The 18,962-nt window shown below is 73.4% G+C and carries 16 protein-coding genes; 10 read left to right on the top strand and 6 right to left on the bottom strand.

Annotated features, from left to right (window positions below):
• Nucleotides 1-159: 159 nt before the first annotated feature.
• The gene (gene ybaK, locus SM452_RS02140) at nucleotides 160-639 is read right to left on the bottom strand and encodes a Cys-tRNA(Pro) deacylase (protein WP_355506256.1); all 480 of its coding nucleotides are present in this window, start codon (nucleotides 637-639) and stop codon (nucleotides 160-162) included.
• Between the two features lie 55 nt (nucleotides 640-694).
• Nucleotides 695-1,927 carry a THUMP-like domain-containing protein gene (locus SM452_RS02135; RefSeq protein WP_463839214.1) on the bottom strand — a complete coding sequence of 411 codons (1,233 nt, stop codon included), beginning with the start codon at nucleotides 1,925-1,927 and terminating at the stop codon, nucleotides 695-697.
• A gap of 254 nt (nucleotides 1,928-2,181) precedes the next feature.
• Between SM452_RS02135 and groES the strand changes: the two genes are divergently transcribed.
• The 3 genes from groES to SM452_RS02120 all read left to right on the top strand — a co-directional run bounded on the left by groES (nucleotide 2,182) and on the right by SM452_RS02120 (nucleotide 5,947).
• Nucleotides 2,182-2,496, top strand: coding sequence for a co-chaperone GroES (gene groES, locus SM452_RS02130; protein ID WP_018222648.1), 315 nt, complete (start codon nucleotides 2,182-2,184; stop codon nucleotides 2,494-2,496).
• Between the two features lie 70 nt (nucleotides 2,497-2,566).
• Entirely contained in the window at nucleotides 2,567-4,216 is a 1,650-nt protein-coding gene (groL, locus tag SM452_RS02125; protein ID WP_262013041.1) for a chaperonin GroEL, read from the top strand.
• 60 nt (nucleotides 4,217-4,276) lie between these two features.
• A complete protein-coding gene (locus tag SM452_RS02120; RefSeq protein ID WP_463839213.1) occupies nucleotides 4,277-5,947 on the top strand; it encodes a sulfite oxidase in 1,671 nt (556 codons plus the stop codon).
• A gap of 165 nt (nucleotides 5,948-6,112) precedes the next feature.
• On the opposite strand, the gene SM452_RS02115 is transcribed toward SM452_RS02120, so the two are convergent.
• Complete coding sequence (locus tag SM452_RS02115; RefSeq protein ID WP_120574131.1) at nucleotides 6,113-6,496, bottom strand: WhiB family transcriptional regulator; 384 nt, start codon at nucleotides 6,494-6,496, stop codon at nucleotides 6,113-6,115.
• 252 nt (nucleotides 6,497-6,748) lie between these two features.
• Between SM452_RS02115 and SM452_RS02110 the strand changes: the two genes are divergently transcribed.
• A complete protein-coding gene (locus tag SM452_RS02110) occupies nucleotides 6,749-7,567 on the top strand; it encodes a helix-turn-helix transcriptional regulator (protein WP_355506267.1) in 819 nt (272 codons plus the stop codon).
• Between the two features lie 12 nt (nucleotides 7,568-7,579).
• Here the strand turns inward: SM452_RS02110 and SM452_RS02105 are convergent, their stop codons facing one another.
• A complete protein-coding gene (locus tag SM452_RS02105) occupies nucleotides 7,580-7,984 on the bottom strand; it encodes a DUF5319 domain-containing protein (protein ID WP_194801374.1) in 405 nt (134 codons plus the stop codon).
• A 196-nt stretch (nucleotides 7,985-8,180) separates the two neighbouring features.
• On the opposite strand from SM452_RS02105, the gene guaB reads away from it, so the two are divergent.
• The 4 genes from guaB to SM452_RS02085 all read left to right on the top strand — a co-directional run bounded on the left by guaB (nucleotide 8,181) and on the right by SM452_RS02085 (nucleotide 13,931).
• Entirely contained in the window at nucleotides 8,181-9,743 is a 1,563-nt protein-coding gene (guaB, locus tag SM452_RS02100; protein WP_355506270.1) for an IMP dehydrogenase, read from the top strand.
• Between the two features lie 30 nt (nucleotides 9,744-9,773).
• On the top strand, nucleotides 9,774-10,892 hold the full coding sequence (locus SM452_RS02095; protein WP_355506272.1) for a GuaB3 family IMP dehydrogenase-related protein: 1,119 nt from the start codon (nucleotides 9,774-9,776) through the stop codon (nucleotides 10,890-10,892).
• Between the two features lie 98 nt (nucleotides 10,893-10,990).
• On the top strand, nucleotides 10,991-12,385 hold the full coding sequence (locus SM452_RS02090; protein WP_463839212.1) for a M1 family metallopeptidase: 1,395 nt from the start codon (nucleotides 10,991-10,993) through the stop codon (nucleotides 12,383-12,385).
• A gap of 88 nt (nucleotides 12,386-12,473) precedes the next feature.
• On the top strand, nucleotides 12,474-13,931 hold the full coding sequence (locus SM452_RS02085) for a M1 family metallopeptidase (protein WP_463839211.1): 1,458 nt from the start codon (nucleotides 12,474-12,476) through the stop codon (nucleotides 13,929-13,931).
• A gap of 4 nt (nucleotides 13,932-13,935) precedes the next feature.
• Here the strand turns inward: SM452_RS02085 and SM452_RS02080 are convergent, their stop codons facing one another.
• Complete coding sequence (locus SM452_RS02080) at nucleotides 13,936-15,036, bottom strand: LCP family protein (RefSeq protein ID WP_463839210.1); 1,101 nt, start codon at nucleotides 15,034-15,036, stop codon at nucleotides 13,936-13,938.
• Between the two features lie 141 nt (nucleotides 15,037-15,177).
• Here SM452_RS02080 and SM452_RS02075 point away from each other — a divergent pair, with 141 nt between their 5' ends.
• Both SM452_RS02075 and guaA read left to right on the top strand, forming a co-directional pair.
• Entirely contained in the window at nucleotides 15,178-16,860 is a 1,683-nt protein-coding gene (locus SM452_RS02075) for a GMC family oxidoreductase (protein WP_355506283.1), read from the top strand.
• Nucleotides 16,861-16,940: 80 nt separating this feature from the next.
• A complete protein-coding gene (gene guaA / locus SM452_RS02070; protein WP_355506285.1) occupies nucleotides 16,941-18,497 on the top strand; it encodes a glutamine-hydrolyzing GMP synthase in 1,557 nt (518 codons plus the stop codon).
• A gap of 6 nt (nucleotides 18,498-18,503) precedes the next feature.
• Here guaA and SM452_RS02065 read toward each other — a convergent pair whose 3' ends face one another.
• The gene (locus SM452_RS02065; protein ID WP_355506288.1) at nucleotides 18,504-18,866 is read right to left on the bottom strand and encodes a PspC domain-containing protein; all 363 of its coding nucleotides are present in this window, start codon (nucleotides 18,864-18,866) and stop codon (nucleotides 18,504-18,506) included.
• Nucleotides 18,867-18,962 lie beyond the last annotated feature (96 nt).

Genomic DNA, 18,962 nt, shown 5'->3' with positions numbered 1-18,962 from the left:
GTCCGGCAACGTATTCCCCGCCTCCCATGCGCCGCAAGACTGCCGAGGTCAGAAGTTTGTTGGCGGCGGTAACAATTCAGCAACGCGGTTGTCACCCGCGGGACACCGCCGGGAGAGCGCGCTCCGGGAACGCTCCCACACGCACCGTCACGAGCCCGCTCAGGCGGCGGCGATCGATGCCGTCGTCGCCCCGGTGAGCGCCACCAGATCGGTCGGCGCGAGCTGCACCTGCAACCCCCGGCGGCCCGCCGAGACGTACACCGTCGGGTGCGCCAGCGCGGAGGCGTCGATGACTGTCGGTAGGCGCTTGCGCTGCCCCAACGGGCTGATGCCGCCGCGGACGTATCCGGTCGCCCGCTCGGCCGTCGTGCGGTCCGCCATCGCCGCCCGCTTGCCGCCGGCCGCCGCGGCGAGCGCCTTCAGGTCCAGCTCGCCGGTCACCGGCACCACCGCCACCGTCAGCCCGCCGTCGACCTCGGTGACGAGCGACTTGAACACGCGCTCCGGCGCCACCCCGAGCGCGGTCGCCACGAGCGCGCCGTAGTTCGGCGCGTCCGGCGAGACGTCGTAGGTGTGGGTGCTGTGGGCGATCTTCCGCTTGCTCAGCAACGCGATCGCCGGAGTGCCAGGGCCCGCCACCGGATCAAGCTAGCCCGGTCATCGGCCCACCGCGAGCCGAAACCGCGCGCCGGGGTCAGCCGCCGGCCGGAACCGGCCGGCAGACGAGCACCGTGGGGGCGCCGGCGACCCGGGTCAGCACCAGGTCGGCCGCCGTCTCGCCGGAGAGCCGCAGGTCACGGCGCAGCTTCTCTGGCTCCAGCGCCGACCCGCGCTTGCGGATCTCCACCCGGCCGACGCGGCGTTCGCGCAGCAGGGCACGCAGCCGCTTCAGCGAGAACGGCAGCACGTCGGTGATCTCCAGGCAGCGGGCGAACGGGGTGGGCCGGGCCTCGTCGGCGTACAGGTAGGCGATCGACGGATCGGCGAGCGTGGCGTCGAGGTCGGTGGCCAGCTCGGCGACCAGGTGCGCGCGTACCACCGCCGGATCCGGGTCGTAGAGGAAGCGCCGGACCGGTCCCACCGGCGCCTCCTGTGCGCCCGTGCCGGTTAGGTGATAGGAAGGGACCCTTTTACTACCGGAGGCGTTAAGAAGGGGCCCTTCCTTCTCGCGCAGCACTGTGGCGCGGCGCGGGACCTCGGCCAGGTCACCGCACCAGAGCGCCGCCTCGACCAGGTCGCCGTCCACGCTCACCCACTCCGCCTCGGCGCCGCCCGGGATCAGCGCGTGGTCCAGCCCGGGTGCCACCTTCACCGCGGTGCGCGGCACCCGCGCGGCCAGGCCGGTGACGAAGTCCCACGGCGGGGAGTAGGCGTTCGGGTCGAAGACGCGCCGCCCGGTGCCGGCCCGCCGCCGCGCCGGATCGCAGAACACCGCGTCGACCCCGCTCACGTCGAACGCCGTGGCGTCACCGCACTCGACTGTCACCAGGTCGGCGAGCCCGGCCGCCTCGGCGTTGGCGGCGGCCATCTCGGCGGTCAGCGGGTCGGCCTCCACCGCGTACACCCGGATGCCGGCGCGGGCCGCGGCGAGCGCGTCGGCCCCCAGTCCGCACCCCAGGTCGGCCAGCGTGGTCACGCCCGCGGCGCGCAGCCGCGCGGCGCGCCGGTCCGCGACCACGCGGCGGGTGGCCTGCTCCAGCCCCGCCCGGGTGAGGAACATCCCGGCCGCGACCGGGCCGAACTTGCCTGCCGCCCGGCGGCGCAGCTCCGCCTGGGTCAGCGCCGCGGCCGCGAGCCCGCCGGGGATGCCGGCCGAGCGCAGCGCGGCCGCCGCCGCCAGCGGGTCGCCGCCGGCCACCCGCTCGGCCGCGGCGAGCGCCGCCGACCCCTCGGGGGTACGCAGCGCGGCGAGCTGGTCGAGATCCACGCGCTCATTCTCCCGGCCCGGTTCCGGCGCGACACGGAGGGCGACGCGTTGGCACTCTCCTTGACGGAGTGCTAGCCGAGGAATAACCTGCGATTAGCACTCTCACCCTGAGGGTGCCAACGCCCGAGCCTCGTGCCCGGGGGTTGAGCGCCAGGCGGACCGGCACCCGCGACGACGGCCCCGCCCGGTGGCATGTGGCAGATTGACGCTGGTCGGCGTGCCGGCCGGCAACGACACCAAGTACCCGGGAGGGTATGCCCGTGACTACCGCGACCAAGGTTGCGATCAAGCCGCTCGAGGACCGCATCGTGGTCCAGGCGAACGAGGCCGAGACCACCACCGCCTCGGGCATCGTGATCCCCGACACCGCCAAGGAGAAGCCGCAGGAGGGCACCGTCCTCGCTGTCGGCCCGGGCCGGATCGACGACAAGGGCAACCGCGTGCCGATCGACGTGAAGGTCGGCGACACCGTCCTCTACTCGAAGTACGGCGGCACCGAGGTCAAGTACGCCGGCGAGGAGTACCTGGTGCTCTCCGCCCGCGACGTCCTCGCGGTCATCGAGAAGTAAGCAACCGATCAGTGTCGTTGCCCCGGTCCGGCTCGCCGGGCCGGGGCAACGTCGCTTCGAAGGGATACTGATGGCGAAGATCCTCAGCTTCTCGGACGACGCCCGGCACCTGCTCGAGCACGGTGTCAACGCCCTCGCGGACGCGGTGAAGGTCACCCTCGGCCCGCGCGGGCGCAACGTCGTCCTGGACAAGAAGTTCGGTGCGCCCACGATCACCAACGACGGCGTGACCATCGCCAAGGAGATCGAGCTCACCAACCCGTACGAGAACCTCGGCGCGCAGCTGGTCAAGGAGGTGGCGACCAAGACCAACGACGTCGCCGGCGACGGGACCACCACCGCCACCGTGCTGGCCCAGGCCATGGTCCGTGAGGGCCTGCGCAACGTGGCCGCCGGCACCAACCCGACCGGCCTGAAGCGGGGCATCGACGCGGCGGCCGCCAAGGTCTCCGAGGCGCTGCTCGGCAAGGCCGTCGAGGTCTCCAGCAAGGAGTCGATCGCGCACGTCGCGACCGTCTCCGCGCAGGACGCCGCCATCGGTGAGCTGATCGCCGAGGCGATGGAGAAGGTCGGCCGCGACGGTGTCATCACCGTCGAGGAGGGCTCCGCGCTCACCACCGAGCTGGAGGTGACCGAGGGTCTCCAGTTCGACAAGGGCTTCATCTCCCCGAACTTCGTCACCGACCTGGAGGCGCAGGAGGCGGTCCTGGAGGACCCGTACATCCTGATCACCACCCAGAAGATCTCGGCGATCGAGGAGCTGCTGCCGCTGCTGGAGAAGGTCCTCCAGAACAACAAGCCGCTGCTCATCGTCGCCGAGGACGTCGAGGGCCAGGCCCTGTCCACGCTCGTGGTGAACGCGCTGCGCAAGACCGTCAAGGTCTGCGCGGTCAAGGCCCCCGGCTTCGGCGACCGCCGCAAGGCGATGCTCCAGGACATGGCGATCCTCACCGGTGCCGAGCTGGTCGCCCCGGAGCTGGGCTACAAGCTCGACCAGGTCGGCCTGGAGGTGCTGGGCACCGCCCGCCGCGTCGTGGTCGACAAGGAGAACACCACTGTCGTCGACGGTGGCGGCCAGGCCGCCGAGGTCGCCGACCGGGTCGCGCAGATCCGTAAGGAGATCGAGGCCTCCGACTCCGAGTGGGACCGGGAGAAGCTGGCCGAGCGGCTGGCGAAGCTCTCCGGCGGCATCGCCGTGATCAAGGTCGGCGCGGCCACCGAGGTCGAGATGAAGGAGCGCAAGCACCGCATCGAGGACGCCATCGCCGCGACCAAGGCCGCGGTCGAGGAGGGTACGGTCCCGGGTGGCGGCGCCGCCCTGGCCCAGATCCTGCCGGCGCTCGACGACGACCTGGGCTTCACCGGTGACGAGAAGGTCGGCGTCTCGATCGTGCGCAAGTCGCTCGTCGAGCCGCTGCGCTGGATCGCCCAGAACGCCGGCCACGACGGCTACGTGGTGGTGCAGAAGGTCGTCGGCCAGGACTGGGGCTACGGCCTCGACGCCGCCACCGGCGAGTACGTCGACCTGGCCAAGTCCGGCATCATCGACCCGGTGAAGGTGACCCGCAACGCGGTCAGCAACGCCGCCTCGATCGCCGGCCTGCTGCTCACCACCGAGAGCCTCGTGGTGGAGAAGCCGGCCGAGCCGGAGCCGGCCGGCGGTGGGCACGGCCACTCGCACGGCCACGGCCACGGCCACCAGCACGGCCCGGGCTTCTGACCGAGTAGTACGCCCCGCCGTCAGGGCACACCGCCGACCCGGTGGTGTGCCCTGACGCGTATGTCCTTACAGAACGCTGACGGAATTGGCAGCCGGCCCGGCGGGTCGACCAGACTGGATGCCGTGAGCACCCTCTCCCGCCGCCGCGCGGCACTCGCCGGTGTCGTCGCCGCAGTGGTGGCACTCGGCACCGCCGAACCCGTGGCGGTCCTGACCGGTCCCCGGTCCGCGCCGCTCGTCGCCGTCGGCGGACTCGTCGTCGACCTGGTGCCCGAGCCGCTCAAGCAGTTCGCCATCGACGTCTTCGGCACGTACGACAAGATCGCCCTGCTGGTCGGGACGGCGCTGCTGCTGGCCGCCTTCGGGGCGCTGCTCGGCCTGGCGGCGGCCCGGCGGCTGGTGATCGGCCTGGCCGGCGTCGCCGCGTTCACGGTGCTCGGCGTCGCCGCCGCGCTGACCCGGGCCGGCGCGGACGCGTTCGACGCGCTGCCCTCCCTGGTCGGCGGCGGACTGGGCGCGCTGACGCTCTGGGCGTTCGTGGCCGGTCCGCTGGGGCCCGGCCGGGGCGCGGCCGCGCAGCCGGCACCGCCTCCGGTGGTCGCCGCGCTCGCGGGGGAGGAGAAGACCCCGGGTGGCTGGGAGCCGGTCCGGCACGACGACGACGCGGAGTCGCGGCGGCGGTTCCTGCGTGGCGCCGGGCTGCTCACCGGTGCGGCGGCGGTGGCCGGGCTGGGCGGGCACTGGCTGGCGGGCCGGCGCGGCGTGTCGGCGGCCCGGGAAGCGGTGACGCTGCCCGCCCCTGTGGCGCCCGCCCCGCAGGTGCCGGCCGGAGCGGACCTGTCACTGCCCCGGCTGGCGCCGTACGTCACGCCGAACCGGGAGTTCTACCGGATCGACACCGCGCTGGTGGTGCCGCAGGTGGACCCGGTCACCTGGCGGCTGCGGATCCACGGGCGGGTGCGCAACCCGATCGAGCTGAGCTTCGACGACCTGCTGGCCCGCCCGATGGTCGAGCGGTACGTGACGCTGGCCTGCGTCTCCAACGAGGTGGGCGGCGACCTGATCGGCAACGCGCGCTGGCTCGGCGTGCCGATCAAGGAGCTGCTCGACGAGGCCGGCCCGCTCGACGGCGCGGACCAGGTGGTCGGCCGCGCGGTGGACGGCTGGACCTGCGGCACGCCGACGTCGGTGCTGCGCGACGGGCGGGACGCGCTGCTCGCGGTCGGCATGAACGGCGAACCGCTGCCGATCCAGCACGGCTTCCCGGTGCGGATGGTGGTGCCCGGCCTCTACGGGTACGTGTCGGCCTGCAAGTGGCTCACCGAGCTTGAGTTGACCAGTTTCGCCGACTTCGACGCGTACTGGGTGCCGCGCGGCTGGTCCGCGCAGGGCCCGATCAAGACGCAGTCCCGGATCGACACGCCCCGGCCCCGCAGCCGCCCAGCCGCCGGCCCGGTGACGGTGGCGGGTGTGGCGTGGGCGCAGCACCGTGGCATCCGCCGCGTCGAGGTACGCGCCGACGGCGGCCCGTGGCAGGAGGCGACGCTCGCCCCGGCGGTGTCGGCTGACACCTGGGTGCAGTGGTCCTGGCGGTGGGACGCGACGCCGGGCGAGCACACGCTCCAGGTCCGGGCGACCGACACGGCGGGCGAGACCCAGACGGAACAGCGCGCCCCGGTAGCCCCCGACGGCGCAACCGGCTGGCACACAGTGCGGGTCACGGTCACCTGACGACCGCCCCACCCCGAAAGATCAACACCAGCTCCCCGAAGTGGTGGCATCAGTGGCTCCGCGATATGGCCACTTCGCCGAACTGGTGTTGATCACGCGAGGGCCGGGACGACACGACGCCGCGCCCCGGGGTCCGGGGCGCGGCGTCGGGGGTCGTGGAGCCGGTCAGGCGACCTTGCGCTGGTCCGGCACGGCGGTGTTGTGCGGGCGGCCGAGGCGCGCCTCCAGGCGGGCGATGTCCACCCGGGTCTGCCGGCGGTCGGCCAGGTCCTCCCAGCCGAGCGCGAGCAGCCGCAGCCGCTCGGACTCGCTGAACCCGCCCCAGACGCCGTACGGCTCGCGCACGGAGAGCGCGTGCGCGGCGCACTCGGCGCGCACCGGGCAGGCGCGGCAGACCGACTTGGCGCCGGTTTCGCGGCGCAGCCGGGAGGAGCCGCGCTCGCCGTCCGGGTGGAAGAACTGCGCGCTGTCGCGGCCACGGCAGGCTCCGAGCCGCTGCCAGTCCCAGAGCTCGTCGATCGGTCCAGGCAGCCTACGTACGTTCGACATCAGCACCCCTCCTCCCGCGCGGCACCGCGGAGAATGTTCGTTGCCAGCTACCGGGCGGCGGTCCGCGCGGGATGCCGGTTCCGGATGAACCCCTCGGTACCCGAGTGGTCCGCGCCTCACACATCTGTGATCGAAAACGTCGGACACTCGGCGGCATATGCCCCATCTGTCGGAAAAGTTCGGATGATTGCCCGGAACCCCCTCCCGACCCCACCTCCGCATGGTCTGCTCTGAGTCGGAGAGGAGACCACTGTGCGTAGTGTTCTTGTGTGCGTTCGGACACCATTGGCGGCCCAGCATCTGACCTCCGCGGCGGCGCGGCTCGGGCTGTCCGGCGTCGTCCGGACGGCCGTCTCCGATCCGGAGGTGATGTTGCGGCTCGCGGAGCGTCCGGTGGACGTGGTGCTCGCCGACACCGCGCTGACCCGCCCGGACAGCGCCGGCTTCGTCCGGCGGGTGCTGGCCCGCGCCCCGCAGGCGGCGGTGCTGCTGCTCGGCGCCGAGGAGTCGGAGTCGGCGGCGGCCACCATCAGCGCCGGAGCCCGGGGCCTGATTCAGAACGCCGACCACGACCTGACCAGCGCGGTCGCCAAGGCGCTGCTGCTGCTGTCCGCCCCCGGGCGGAGCAACAGGAACCGGGTGGCCGACACCGCCCGGGACGCGGCGGCGGTGGGCGGGCCGACCCGGCCGGCGGCGCCGGGGCGTACCCAGGGTGGGCCCGGCTGGCCGGCGACGGCGCCGGTGGACGCCGCGGGCCTGCCCACAGTGGTGCCCGTGCAGCGGGGTGAGGACCCGGACGACCCGGCGGCGGCCGACGGCGCGGAGGCGCCCCGGGCCGGTGCGGCCCAGCGGCCGGCGCGGACGCCGCGCAGCGCGATCGGGCTGACCGAGCGGGAGCTTCAGGTGCTGCTCGGCATGGCCGAGGGCAAGAGCAACGCGGAGATCGGGCGGGAGCTGTTCGTCTCCGAGGACACGGTCAAGACGCATGCCCGGCGGCTGTTCCGCAAGCTCGGCGCGCGCGACCGGGCGCACGCCGTGGCGGCCGGGTTCCGGGCGGGCCTGGTCGCCTGACCCGCGCGGGGATCACTCCTGCGCGGAGTCGTCGGTGCCCTCGGTGAGCGTGTCGTGCACGCCGTCGGCGTACCCGCGGGCGTAGTCCCAGCTCACGTAGTGGTCCGGGTCCGGGTCGTAGGCCGGCTCGTGCACCCGGGGACGCCCCGAGTTGAGCAGGTGGCGCAGGTTGCCGCGGAGCAGGTCCCAGTCGAAGTAGTGCGGCTCGCGGCAGTCCTCGCACTCGATCACCAGGCCGCGCACGCCGATCGGCTGGAGCAACGCCTGGTAGATCTCCAGATCGGCGAGATCCTCCAGGACGTCCTGGCGCTCGACCTCGGTCAGCGGGTCGAGCGCGTCGTCGTCGCCGGGATCGTGCAGGCCGGCAGCCGGATCGGCCGGGTCGCCGTTGAACGGGTCGATGGGCTCGTCGTGCACCCCCTCACCGTAGACCCCGAGCCGCCGGAAAGCCCGCCCCCGCCCGTGCTGTGGCCCGGCCTACCCTCGGGCCCGCCGCTGCCCGGGCGCAGACGGGCCAGTGGGTACGATGAGGCGACGCGCCGTCACCAGGCGCCTGCCGGTGCCCCGCGCGCCGCCTCGCTGCAGCCCGTTCGACCAGCTCAGGGGAGCAATCGTGGAGAATTCGCCCAGCACCGAGATCCCGGCCGGCACCGACGGCGGGGAGCTGGGTGGCCATCTGCCCGAGCTGCCGGCCGGTTCGGCCCGGGTGGTGCCGCTCGGGCTGACGTTCGACGACGTGCTGCTGCAGCCGGGCGAGTCGGACGTCGTGCCCAGCCGGGTCAACACGCGCACCCGTCTCACCCGCAACATCGAGCTGACCGTGCCGCTGCTGTCCAGCGCGATGGACACGGTCACCGAGGGGCGGATGGCCATCGCCATGGCCCGCCAGGGCGGCATCGGCGTGCTGCACCGCAACCTCTCCGTGGAGGACCAGGCGCTCCAGGTCGACCTGGTGAAGCGTTCCGAGTCCGGCATGATCACCAACCCGGTGACCGCCAGCCCGGACGACACGTTGCGCGAGGTCGACGCGCTCTGCGGGCGCTACCGCATCTCCGGCGTTCCGGTGGTGGACGGGCAGGGGCAGCTGGTCGGCATCGTCACCAACCGCGACATGCGCTTCGTCTCCGACCCGGCCACGCCGGTGCGCGAGATCATGACCCGTACCCCGCTGATCACCGCCCCGGTCGGCGTGAGCAAGGACGACGCGCTCGGCCTGCTGCGCCAGCACAAGATCGAGAAGCTGCCGATCGTGGACGCGGGCGGCAAGCTGCGCGGCCTGATCACGGTGAAGGACTTCACCAAGAGCGAGCAGTACCCGAACGCCACCAAGGACGACGCGGGCCGGCTTCGGGTCGCCGCGGCCATCGGGGTGGGCGAGGACGCCTACAAGCGGGCCCGCGCCCTGGTCGACGCCGGTGTGGACGTGCTGATCGTGGACACCGCGCACGGTCACCAGCGCGCCGTGCTGGAGATGGTGGCACGGCTCAAGCGGGACGTGACCATCGACATCGTGGGCGGCAACATCGCCACGTACGCGGGCGCGAAGGCGCTGGTCGAGGCCGGCGCGGACGGCGTCAAGGTGGGCGTGGGCCCGGGCGCCATCTGCACCACCCGGATCGTGGCCGGGGTGGGCGTACCCCAGATCACCGCGATCATGGAGGCGGCCCGCGCCGCCCGCCCGGCCGGCGTGCCGGTGATCGGTGACGGCGGCATCCAGTACTCGGGCGACATCGCCAAGGCGCTCGTCGCGGGCGCCGACACGGTGATGCTCGGCAGCCTGCTGGCCGGCTGCGAGGAGAGCCCCGGCGAGCTGATCTTCGTCAACGGCAAGCAGTACAAGGCGTACCGGGGGATGGGCTCGCTCGGCGCGATGCAGTCGCGCGGCCAGGTCAAGTCCTACTCCAAGGACCGCTACTTCCAGCAGGACGTGACCAGCGACGAGAAGCTGGTCCCGGAGGGCGTCGAGGGTCAGGTGCCCTACCGTGGCCCGCTCTCCCAGGTCGCCCATCAGCTCACCGGCGGCCTGCGGCTGGCCATGGGATACGCGGGCGCGGAGACCATCGCCGACCTGCACCAGCGTGGCCAGCTCATCCGGATCACCGCGGCCGGCCTCAAGGAGAGCCACCCGCACGACATCCAGATGACAGTCGAGGCGCCCAACTACCACACCCGCTGACCCACCACCCCCAACCACCTGGAGTCCCCCATGCGTGACGTGGTCGAGATCGGGCTGGGCAAGACCGCGCAGCGCGGCTACCACCTGGACGACATCGCCATCGTGCCGAGCCGCCGCACCCGGGACGTCGACGACGTCTCCACCGGGTGGCAGCTCGACGCGTACCAGTTCGGCATCCCGTGCGTCGCGCACCCCTCGGACGCCACCATGAGCCCCGCCTCGGCGGTCCGGCTCGGCCAGCTCGGCGGCCTCGGCGTACTGAACGTCGAGGGCCTCTGGACCCGGTACGAGAACCCGGCCAAGATCCTGGAGGAGCTGGCCGGTCTCGGCGAGGACGCGCGGGCGACCAAGCGCCTCCAGGAGGTCTACGCTGAGCCGATCCGGCCCGACCTGATCGCCGAGCGGGTCCGTGAGCTGCGCGAGGGCGGCGGGACGGTGGCGGTGCGGGTCTCCCCGCAGCACACCCTGGCGCTGGCCCCGGTGATCCTCGACGCCGGCGTGGACATCCTGGTCATCCAGGGCACGCTCGTCTCGGCCGAGCACGTCTCCACCACCGACGAGCCGCTGAACCTCAAGGAGTTCATCGCCGACCTGGACCTGCCGGTCGTCGTGGGCGGCTGCACCGACTACAAGACCGCGCTGCACCTGATGCGTACCGGCGCGGCCGGCGTGATCGTGGGCATCGGCGGCGACGACTGGTCGACCACCGAGTCGGTGCTCGGCATCCGGGTGCCGATGGCCACCGCCATCGCCGACGCCGCCGCTGCCCGCCGCGACTACCTGGACGAGACCGGCGGCCGGTACGTGCACCTGATCGCCGACGGCGACATGCAGACCTCCGGCGACATCGCCAAGGCGCTCGGCTGCGGCGCGGACGCGGTGATGCTCGGCGAGCCGCTGTCGCTGTGCGAGGAAGCTCCGGCCGGCGGCGCCTGGTGGCACTCCGCGGCCAGCCACCCGTCGCTGCCCCGTGGTGCGTTCGAGGTGGCCGGCGAGCCGCTCGGCTCGATGGAGAAGCTGCTGTTCGGCCCGGCCGACGAGCCGGACGGCCAGCTCAACCTCTTCGGCGGCCTGCGCCGCGCGATGGCCAAGTGCGGCTACCGCGACCTGAAGGAGTTCCAGAAGGTCGGGCTGGTCCTCGACCGCTGAGCACCGCTGAGTATCGGCTGAGCACCGCACGACGGCGCGGGCGGCGGCGCGGACGTGTTCCGGCCCCGCCCGCGCCGTCGCGCGTCTAGGCTCGCCGGGTGAGACGGGGGCGGGTCTGGGCGGCAGGGCTGGTGGCGGTGGCGCTCGCGGTGAGCGGATGCACCGGCGGCGACGAGAGCGGGTTCCGGCCGGGCGCGGCGGACGCCGGTGACCCGTACGTGCCGGGAGCCGGCAACGGCGGCTACGACGTGGGCCACTACGCGCTGGACGTGCGCTACGACCCGGCGAGCGACCGGCTCACCGGCACCGCAAAGCTGACCGTCACCGCCACCCGCGGGCTGTCCCGGTTCCAGCTCGACCTGGCCGGGCTGGACGTCGAGCGGGTGCGGGTGGACGGCGAGGCGGTGAAGCACCGCCACGACGGCGCCGAGCTGATCGTCACCCCGTCGGGCGGGCTGCCGTCGGGAAAGCGGTTCACCGTCGAGGTCGCGTACGGCGGGGTGCCGCAGCCGCTGCCGAACGCCGAACTGGGCGACGGCGGCTTCCACGCCACTGCGGACGGCGCGATAGCGCTCGGTCAGCCCGAGTCGGCGAGCACCTGGTACCCGGTGAACGACCACCCGTCGGACAAGGCCACGTACGACCTCGCGGTCACCGTGCCGGACGGGCTCGCCGCGCTGTCCAACGGCGTGCCGGAGGGCCGGACGTCCAGCGGCGGCTGGACCACCTGGCGCTGGTCCGAGCGCGCGCCGATGGCCAGCTACCTGAGCACGCTGGTGATCGGCGACTACCGGGTCAGCAGCGGCACCCACGCCGGCAAGCCCATCGTCACCGCCGTCGCCGCGGCGCTGCCCGCGGACGGTCCGGCCGCCGCGTCGGTGGCCCGCACCGGCGAGGTCGCCGACTTCCTGGCCGGGCACTTCGGGCCGTACCCGTTCGAGGCGTACGGCGGCGTGGTGGTCGCCGACGAACGCATCCGGTACGCGCTGGAGACGCAGAGCCGTCCGGTCTACGGGCCGGCGTTCTTCCGCGGCGACCGGCCGAACACCGAGGTGGTCGCGCACGAGCTGGCCCACCAGTGGTTCGGCGACAGCGTCTCGGTGGCCCGGTGGAGCGACATCTGGCTCAACGAGGGCTTCGCCACGTACGCCGAATGGCTCTGGGCCGAGCACGACGGCGGGCGAACCGTGGCGCAGACAGTCGCCGAGCGGTACGCGGCCACCGACTGGTCGAAGCCCACAGTCGACCCGGGCCGGGCCGGGATGTTCGGCGACGCGGTCTACCAGCGGGGCGCGCTCGCGGTGCACGCGCTGCGCCGCGCGGTGGGCGACGAGACGTTCTACCGCGTGCTGCGGGGCTGGCTGGCGCAGCACCGCGACGGCAACGTCACCACAGCGGATTTCGTCGGGTACGCCGAACGCACGTCGGGGCGGCCGCTGCGGGCGCTGCTGGACGCCTGGCTGGTCGGCGGCACGCCGCCGGGACTGCCGTGACGCACGCGTGACCGCCGCTGGGTAGGCTGCCGCGTCGGAGCGGCCCGTGGGCGGGGGCCGCCGAACGGCCCCGGGAGGGATCGAGGCGATGACGCGGCGCGGCGCACGACGACGGATCGGGTTGCTGACCTGCGGCACGCTGCTGGTGGCCGGCTGCGGTTCGGCCGAGCCGGACCCGGGTCCGTCGACCCCGGCCGGCCCGGCGCCGGCGACCTCGCGCAGCTTCGCACCGGGCGCGGCCGGCGCCGGCGATCCGTACTTCCCGCGCTACGGCAACGGCGGGTACGACGTCGCGCACTACACGGTCAAGGTGCGCTACGACCCGGAGACCGACAAGCTCAGCGGCACCACCACGCTGCGGGCCACCGCGACCGCCGACCTGTCCGCGTTCAACCTGGACCTGGCCGGGCTGACCGTCCGCTCGGTCACAGTGGACGGCGCCGCCGCCCGGCACAGCCGCACCGACGACGAGCTGGTGATCACCCCGGCCATCGGGCTGACCTCCGGCAACGGCTTCACCGCCGAGATCCGGTACGACGGCCGGCCGGAGCCGCTGCGGAACGAGGCGCTGGGCGAGGGCGGCTGGCTGCACACGACCGACGGGGCGATCGCGCTCGGTCAGCCGGAGTCGGCGAGCACCTGGTTCCCGGTCAACGACCACCCGTCGGACAAGGCCACCTACGACATGGAGATCACCGTCCCCAAGGGGCTGACGGCGGTCTCCAACGGTGTGCCGAAGGGTAGGTCGACGAGCGGCGCCTGGACCACCTGGAAGTGGTCGGAGACCGCGCCGACGGCCAGTTACCTGACCACCGTGGCGATCGGGAAGTTCCGGGTCACCACCGGGGAGCACAAGGGACGGCCGGTCTACAGCGCGGTCACCACCCAGGTGGCGCAGGGCGCGCCGGACCGGTCCCTCGCGCGCACGATCGAGGTCGCCGACTACCTGGAGAGCGTCTTCGGGCCGTACCCGTTCGACTCGTACGGCGGCGTGGTGATCGACGACGAGCGCATCCGGTACGCGCTGGAGACGCAGAGCCGGCCGGTCTACTCGGCGAGCTTCTTCCGGCAGGGCGACAACACCGGCGTGGTCGCGCACGAGCTGGCCCACCAGTGGTACGGCAACAGCGTGTCGATCCAGCGCTGGCAGGACATCTGGCTCAACGAGGGGCTGGCCACGTACGCCGAGTGGCTGTGGGCGGAGCACAGCGGCTCGACCACGGTGCAGCGCACGTTCGAGCAGAAGTACGCGAACGCCGGCGGGCAGGTGTGGCGTACGCCGCCGGGCAAGCCGGGCGTGGCGAACCTGTTCAGCCGCTCGGTCTACGACCGGGGCGGGATGACTGTGCACGCGCTGCGCGTGGCGGTGGGCGACACCGCGTTCTTCACCATCCTGCGCACCTGGGCCGCGGAGCGGAAGAACGGCAACGCCACCACCGCCGACTTCGTGGCGCTGGCCGAGCGGATCACCGGCAAGAAGCTGGCGAAGGTCTTCGACCCGTGGCTGTACGGCACCGAGCGCCCGCCCGCCCCGAAGCCGCTGTAGCGCGTCAGTTCTTGACGCGCAGCGACGGGTGGGCGGCCAGGAACGCGTCGGCCCGTCCGCCGCGCAGCGCGGTGAGGAAGTCGCGGCCGAGCGGCTTGAGCTGCTCACCCCGGTAGGCGCCGCCGCTGCTCACCCCGGCGCCGGGCAGCACGACGAGCGTGAGCCGGTCGGCCGGCAGGCCACCCAGGGCGTACGCGAAGTCGATGAGCTTCCGGCCGCCACCGGCGTACACCAGGGTCTTGCCCAGCGCGGCCACCACCTGCTCGACCCGCTGCGGGTCGCGGGCGGTGCCCTGGTCGAGGATCTTGCGGGCCAGCGCCCGGAGCAGTTGCTGCTGGTGCCGCTGCCGGGTGTAGTCGCCGCCCGCGGTGTAGCGCTGCCGCGCGTAGTCGAGCGCCTGCCAGCCGGTCAGGTGCCGGGTGCCCTTCTGGTAGACCATCTGCGGCCCGGTGTAGCCGCCGCCGGTCAGCGTCCGCATGGTGCCGTCCGGGCGGCGGTGCCGGGAGGCGACCTGCTGGTCGACGTAGAGGTCCACCCCGCCGAGCGTGTCCACCAGCTTGTCGAAGCCGCCGAACGTGATCACCGCGCCGGCGTCGATGCGCAGGCCGGTGTAGCGGGAGACGGTGGTGCGCAGCAGCTCGTACCCCTGGGCGGTGCTGGGGTTGCGCTTGTCGCCCGGCACCCGGCTGCCGTAACTCATCGCGTGGGTGAGCTTTGTGTGGCCGCCCGGGTAGCGGGCCTTCGGGTAGGTGGGGATGTCCACGACCAGGTCGCGGGGGAGCGAGAACAGGTACGCCCGGTCCAGCCCGGCCGGTACGTGCAGCAGCAGTACCGCGTCGGCGTGCGGCTCCCAGCCGGGGATGCTGACCCGGGTGTCCACGCCGACGAGCAGCAGGTTGAGCGGGCCCTTCAGGTCGGCGCCGGGCGGGGGTGTCGGGCTGGCGGTGGTCGGGGCGGGCGTCGGTGAGGCCGGCGGCGCGGTGCTCGGGCCGGCGACCGGGGCGGCCGGGCGGTTCGCCACCAGCCGGGTGGTCACCACCGCTCCGGTGGCCACCAGCAGCGCCGCCACCAGTGCGGCCAGGCCCAGCAGGCGTCGTCTCGTCACGTTCGTTCCTCCCCGTGGTGTTCGACGCGCCGGGAGCCGCCGGAGGTTGCAGCGGCGGGAATCCCGGCGAATCGAGCGCTCTGCATGATCTGCGAAAAACACTCGCTGGCGCCATAGCTACCGGTCGGTAATGATGCGTTCATGCGTTACGACGTGCTCGTCATCGGTTCGGGCTTCGGCGGCAGCGTCACCGCGCTCCGGCTGGCCGAGAAGGGCTACACGGTGGGCGTCCTGGAGGCGGGGCGGCGCTTCGCCGACGACGAGTTCCCGCGTACGTCCTGGCGGGCGCGACGGTTCCTCTGGGCGCCCCGGCTCGGCTGCTTCGGGCTCCAGCGGATCACGCTGCTGCGCTCGGCCGACCGTAAGGCCGGCGGCGGCGTGCTGGTGCTCTCCGGCGCCGGTGTGGGCGGCGGCTCGCTCGTCTACGCGAACACGCTCTACGAGCCGCTCGACGCGTTCTACGCCGACCCGCAGTGGCGGGACATCACCGACTGGCGCGACGAACTGGCCCGCCACTACGACCAGGCGAAGCGGATGCTCGGCGTCACCACGTACCCGATCGACACCCGCGCGGACCAGGCCGTCCGCGCGGTGGCCGAGCGGATGGGGGTGGCGCACACCTACCACCCGACGCCGGTCGGAGTGCACATCGGGCGGCCCGGCGAGCGGGTGGCCGATCCGTACTTCGGCGGGGCCGGACCGGACCGCACCGGGTGCAGCCACTGCGGGTCGTGCATGACCGGCTGCCGGCACGGCGCCAAGAACACGCTGGTGAAGAACTACCTCTGGCTGGCCGAGCGGCTCGGCGTGCAGGTGCACCCGCTGACCACGGTCACCGCCGTCCGCCCCGACCCGGCCGGCGGGTACGCGGTGCACACCGAGCGCACCGGCGCCTGGCTGCGCAAGCGGCGCGAGGTGATCCACGCCGACCAGGTGGTCTTCGCGGCCGGCGCGCTCGGCACCCAGCGGCTGCTGCACGAGATGAAGGCGACCGGCGCGCTACCGGCGCTCTCGCCCCGGCTGGGCGAGCTGACCCGCACCAACTCCGAGGCCATCCTCGGCGCCTCGGTGGCGCCCGGCGCGGCCCGGAAGCGCGGCCTCGACTTCACCGAGGGGGTGGCGATCACCAGCTCGTTCCACCCCGACCCGCAGACCCACATCGAGCCGGTCCGCTACGGCAAGGGCTCCAACGCGATGGGCCTGCTCCAGTCGCTGCTCGTCGACGGCGGTCCCCGCCGCGCCCGGCGCTGGCTGGGCAGCATCGTCCGGCAGCCCCTGCTGGCGGCGCGGATGCTGTCGGTACGCCGGTGGTCCGAGCGCACCGTGATCGCACTCGTCATGCAGTCGGTCGACAACTCGCTGACCACCCGCTACCGCCGGGGACGGCTGGTCTCCGGCCCCGGCCACGGCGCGCCCAACCCGACCTGGATCCCGGCCGGCAACACCGCGGCCCGGCTGCTCGCCGAGGAGATCGGCGGCACGCCCGGCGGAGCGGTCACCGAGCCGTTCAACATCCCGGTGACCGCGCACATCCTCGGCGGCGCGGTCATCGGCGCCACCCCGGACGAGGGCGTGATCGACCCCTGGCACCGGGTGTACGGCCACCCGGGGCTGCACGTGGTGGACGGCGCGGCGGTCTCGGCGAACCTGGGCGTCAACCCGTCGCTGACGATCACCGCGCAGGCCGAGCGGGCCATGTCGTACTGGCCGAACAAGGACGAGGCGGACCCGCGTCCGGCGCTCGGGTCGGCGTACACCCAGGTGGAGCCGGTCCCGCCGCGGCGGCCCGCCGTCCCCGCGCACGCCCCCGCCGCCCTGCGGTGAGGAGGCCGTCGCAAGGTTCACCCCGCCACACCGCCGGGGCGCGTCCGCGCGGCCGGTGACTGTCGGTAGGCTTTGCGCACATGAGCACGCCTCGCCCCGTCCTCGTGGTGGACTTCGGAGCCCAGTACGCCCAGCTCATCGCGCGCCGTGTCCGCGAGGCGAAGGTCTACTCGGAGATCGTCCCGCATTCCATGCCGGTGTCCGAGATGCTGGCGAAGAACCCGGCCGCGATCATCCTGTCCGGCGGCCCGTCCAGCGTCTACGCGCCGGGCGCCCCGCAGATCGACGCCGGCATGTTCGAGACCGGCGTACCGGTCTTCGGCATCTGCTACGGCTTCCAGGCCATGGCCCAGGCGCTCGGCGGCACCGTCGCGCGCACCGGCAACCGCGAGTACGGCGGCACCCCGCTGCGCCCGCGCCTGACCGAGCCCGGCGTGCTGCTGCGCGACCTGCCGGCCGACCTGCCGGTCTGGATGAGCCACGGCGACTGCGTCACCGAGGCGCCGGAGGGCTTCACCGTGACCGCCGAGTCGGCGGGCGCCCCGGTCGCCGCGTTCGAGGACCTGGCCGGCCGCCGGGCCGGCGTGCAGTTCCACCCCGAGGTCGGGCACACCGCGCACGGCCAGGAGATGCTCACCCGCTTCCTGTACGACATCGCCGGCATCGCGCCCACCTGGACGCCGTCGAACATCATCGACGAGCAGGTCGCCCGGATCCGCGAGCAGGTGGGCGACAAGGAGGTCATCTGCGCCCTCTCCGGCGGCGTCGACTCGGCGGTCGCCGCGGCGCTCGTGCACCGCGCCGTGGGCGACCAGCTCACCTGCGTGTTCGTGGACCACGGTCTGCTGCGGGCCGGTGAGGCCGAGCAGGTCGAGAAGGACTACGTCGCGGCGACCGGCATCAAGCTCAAGGTGGTCGACGCGCGGGAACGGTTCCTCGGCGCGCTCGCCGGGGTGACCGACCCGGAGCAGAAGCGCAAGATCATCGGCCGCGAGTTCATCCGCGTCTTCGAGGCCGCCGCGCGGGAGATCGCCGCGCACGGCGACGTGGAATTCCTCGTGCAGGGCACGCTCTACCCGGACGTGGTCGAGTCCGGCGGCGGCACCGGCACCGCGAACATCAAGAGCCACCACAACGTCGGCGGCCTGCCCGAGGACCTGAAGTTCTCCCTGGTCGAGCCGCTGCGCACGCTGTTCAAGGACGAGGTCCGCACGATCGGCCTGGAGCTGGGACTGCCCGAGGCGATGGTGTGGCGGCACCCGTTCCCCGGCCCGGGCCTGGCCATCCGGATCATCGGCGCGGTCGACGAGGAGCGCCTCGCCGTGCTCCGCAAGGCCGACCTGATCGCCCGGCAGGAGCTGACCGCGGCCGGTCTGGACCGGGGCGTCTGGCAGTTCCCGGTGGTGCTGCTGGCCGACGTCCGCAGCGTCGGGGTGCAGGGCGACGGGCGCACCTACGGTCACCCGGTGGTGCTGCGCCCGGTCTCCAGCGAGGACGCGATGACCGCCGACTGGTCCCGGCTGCCCTACGACGTGGTGGCCCGGATCTCCACCCGGATCACCAACGAGGTCGCCGAGGTCAACCGCGTGGTCCTGGACGTCACCAGCAAGCCGCCGGGCACCATCGAGTGGGAGTGACGCGGCTCAGGCCGCCGGCGGCGTCTGCGGTCCGGCCTGCGGCCCGCCCGGCGTCCGCGGCTCGGCCGGCGTAGCCGGCGGGACCGGCCCGGCCGGCGGGACCGGCGGCCACCCGGGCGCGGTCCCCGGCGGGTGCGGCCAGGCGGGCGCGCCGGCCGGCTCCTCGGGCATCAGGAACCACATGATCGGGTACGCGAGCGCGGCGAGCCCGCCGGTGAGCACCGTGGCGGCCGCGAAGATCACCCGGATCAGCGTGGGGTCGGCGGCGAAGTAGCGGCCGAGGCCGCTCGCCACACCGGCGATCATGCGGTCGCTGACCGGTCGGCGGAGCTGCTTGTACGGGGCCTGGGAGGGGTTCGGGAAGGTCATGTGTCAACGGTCCCGCGCGCCGCGGCGGCCGACCTCGGTGACCGCCCGGACGCCTACCCTGAACCGTCCCTGAGACGCCAGCGAAGAGTCAGGAAT

Source organism: Micromonospora sp. SYSU B005 (assembly GCF_055362685.1).
This window is presented reverse-complemented; position numbering and strand designations above follow the sequence as displayed.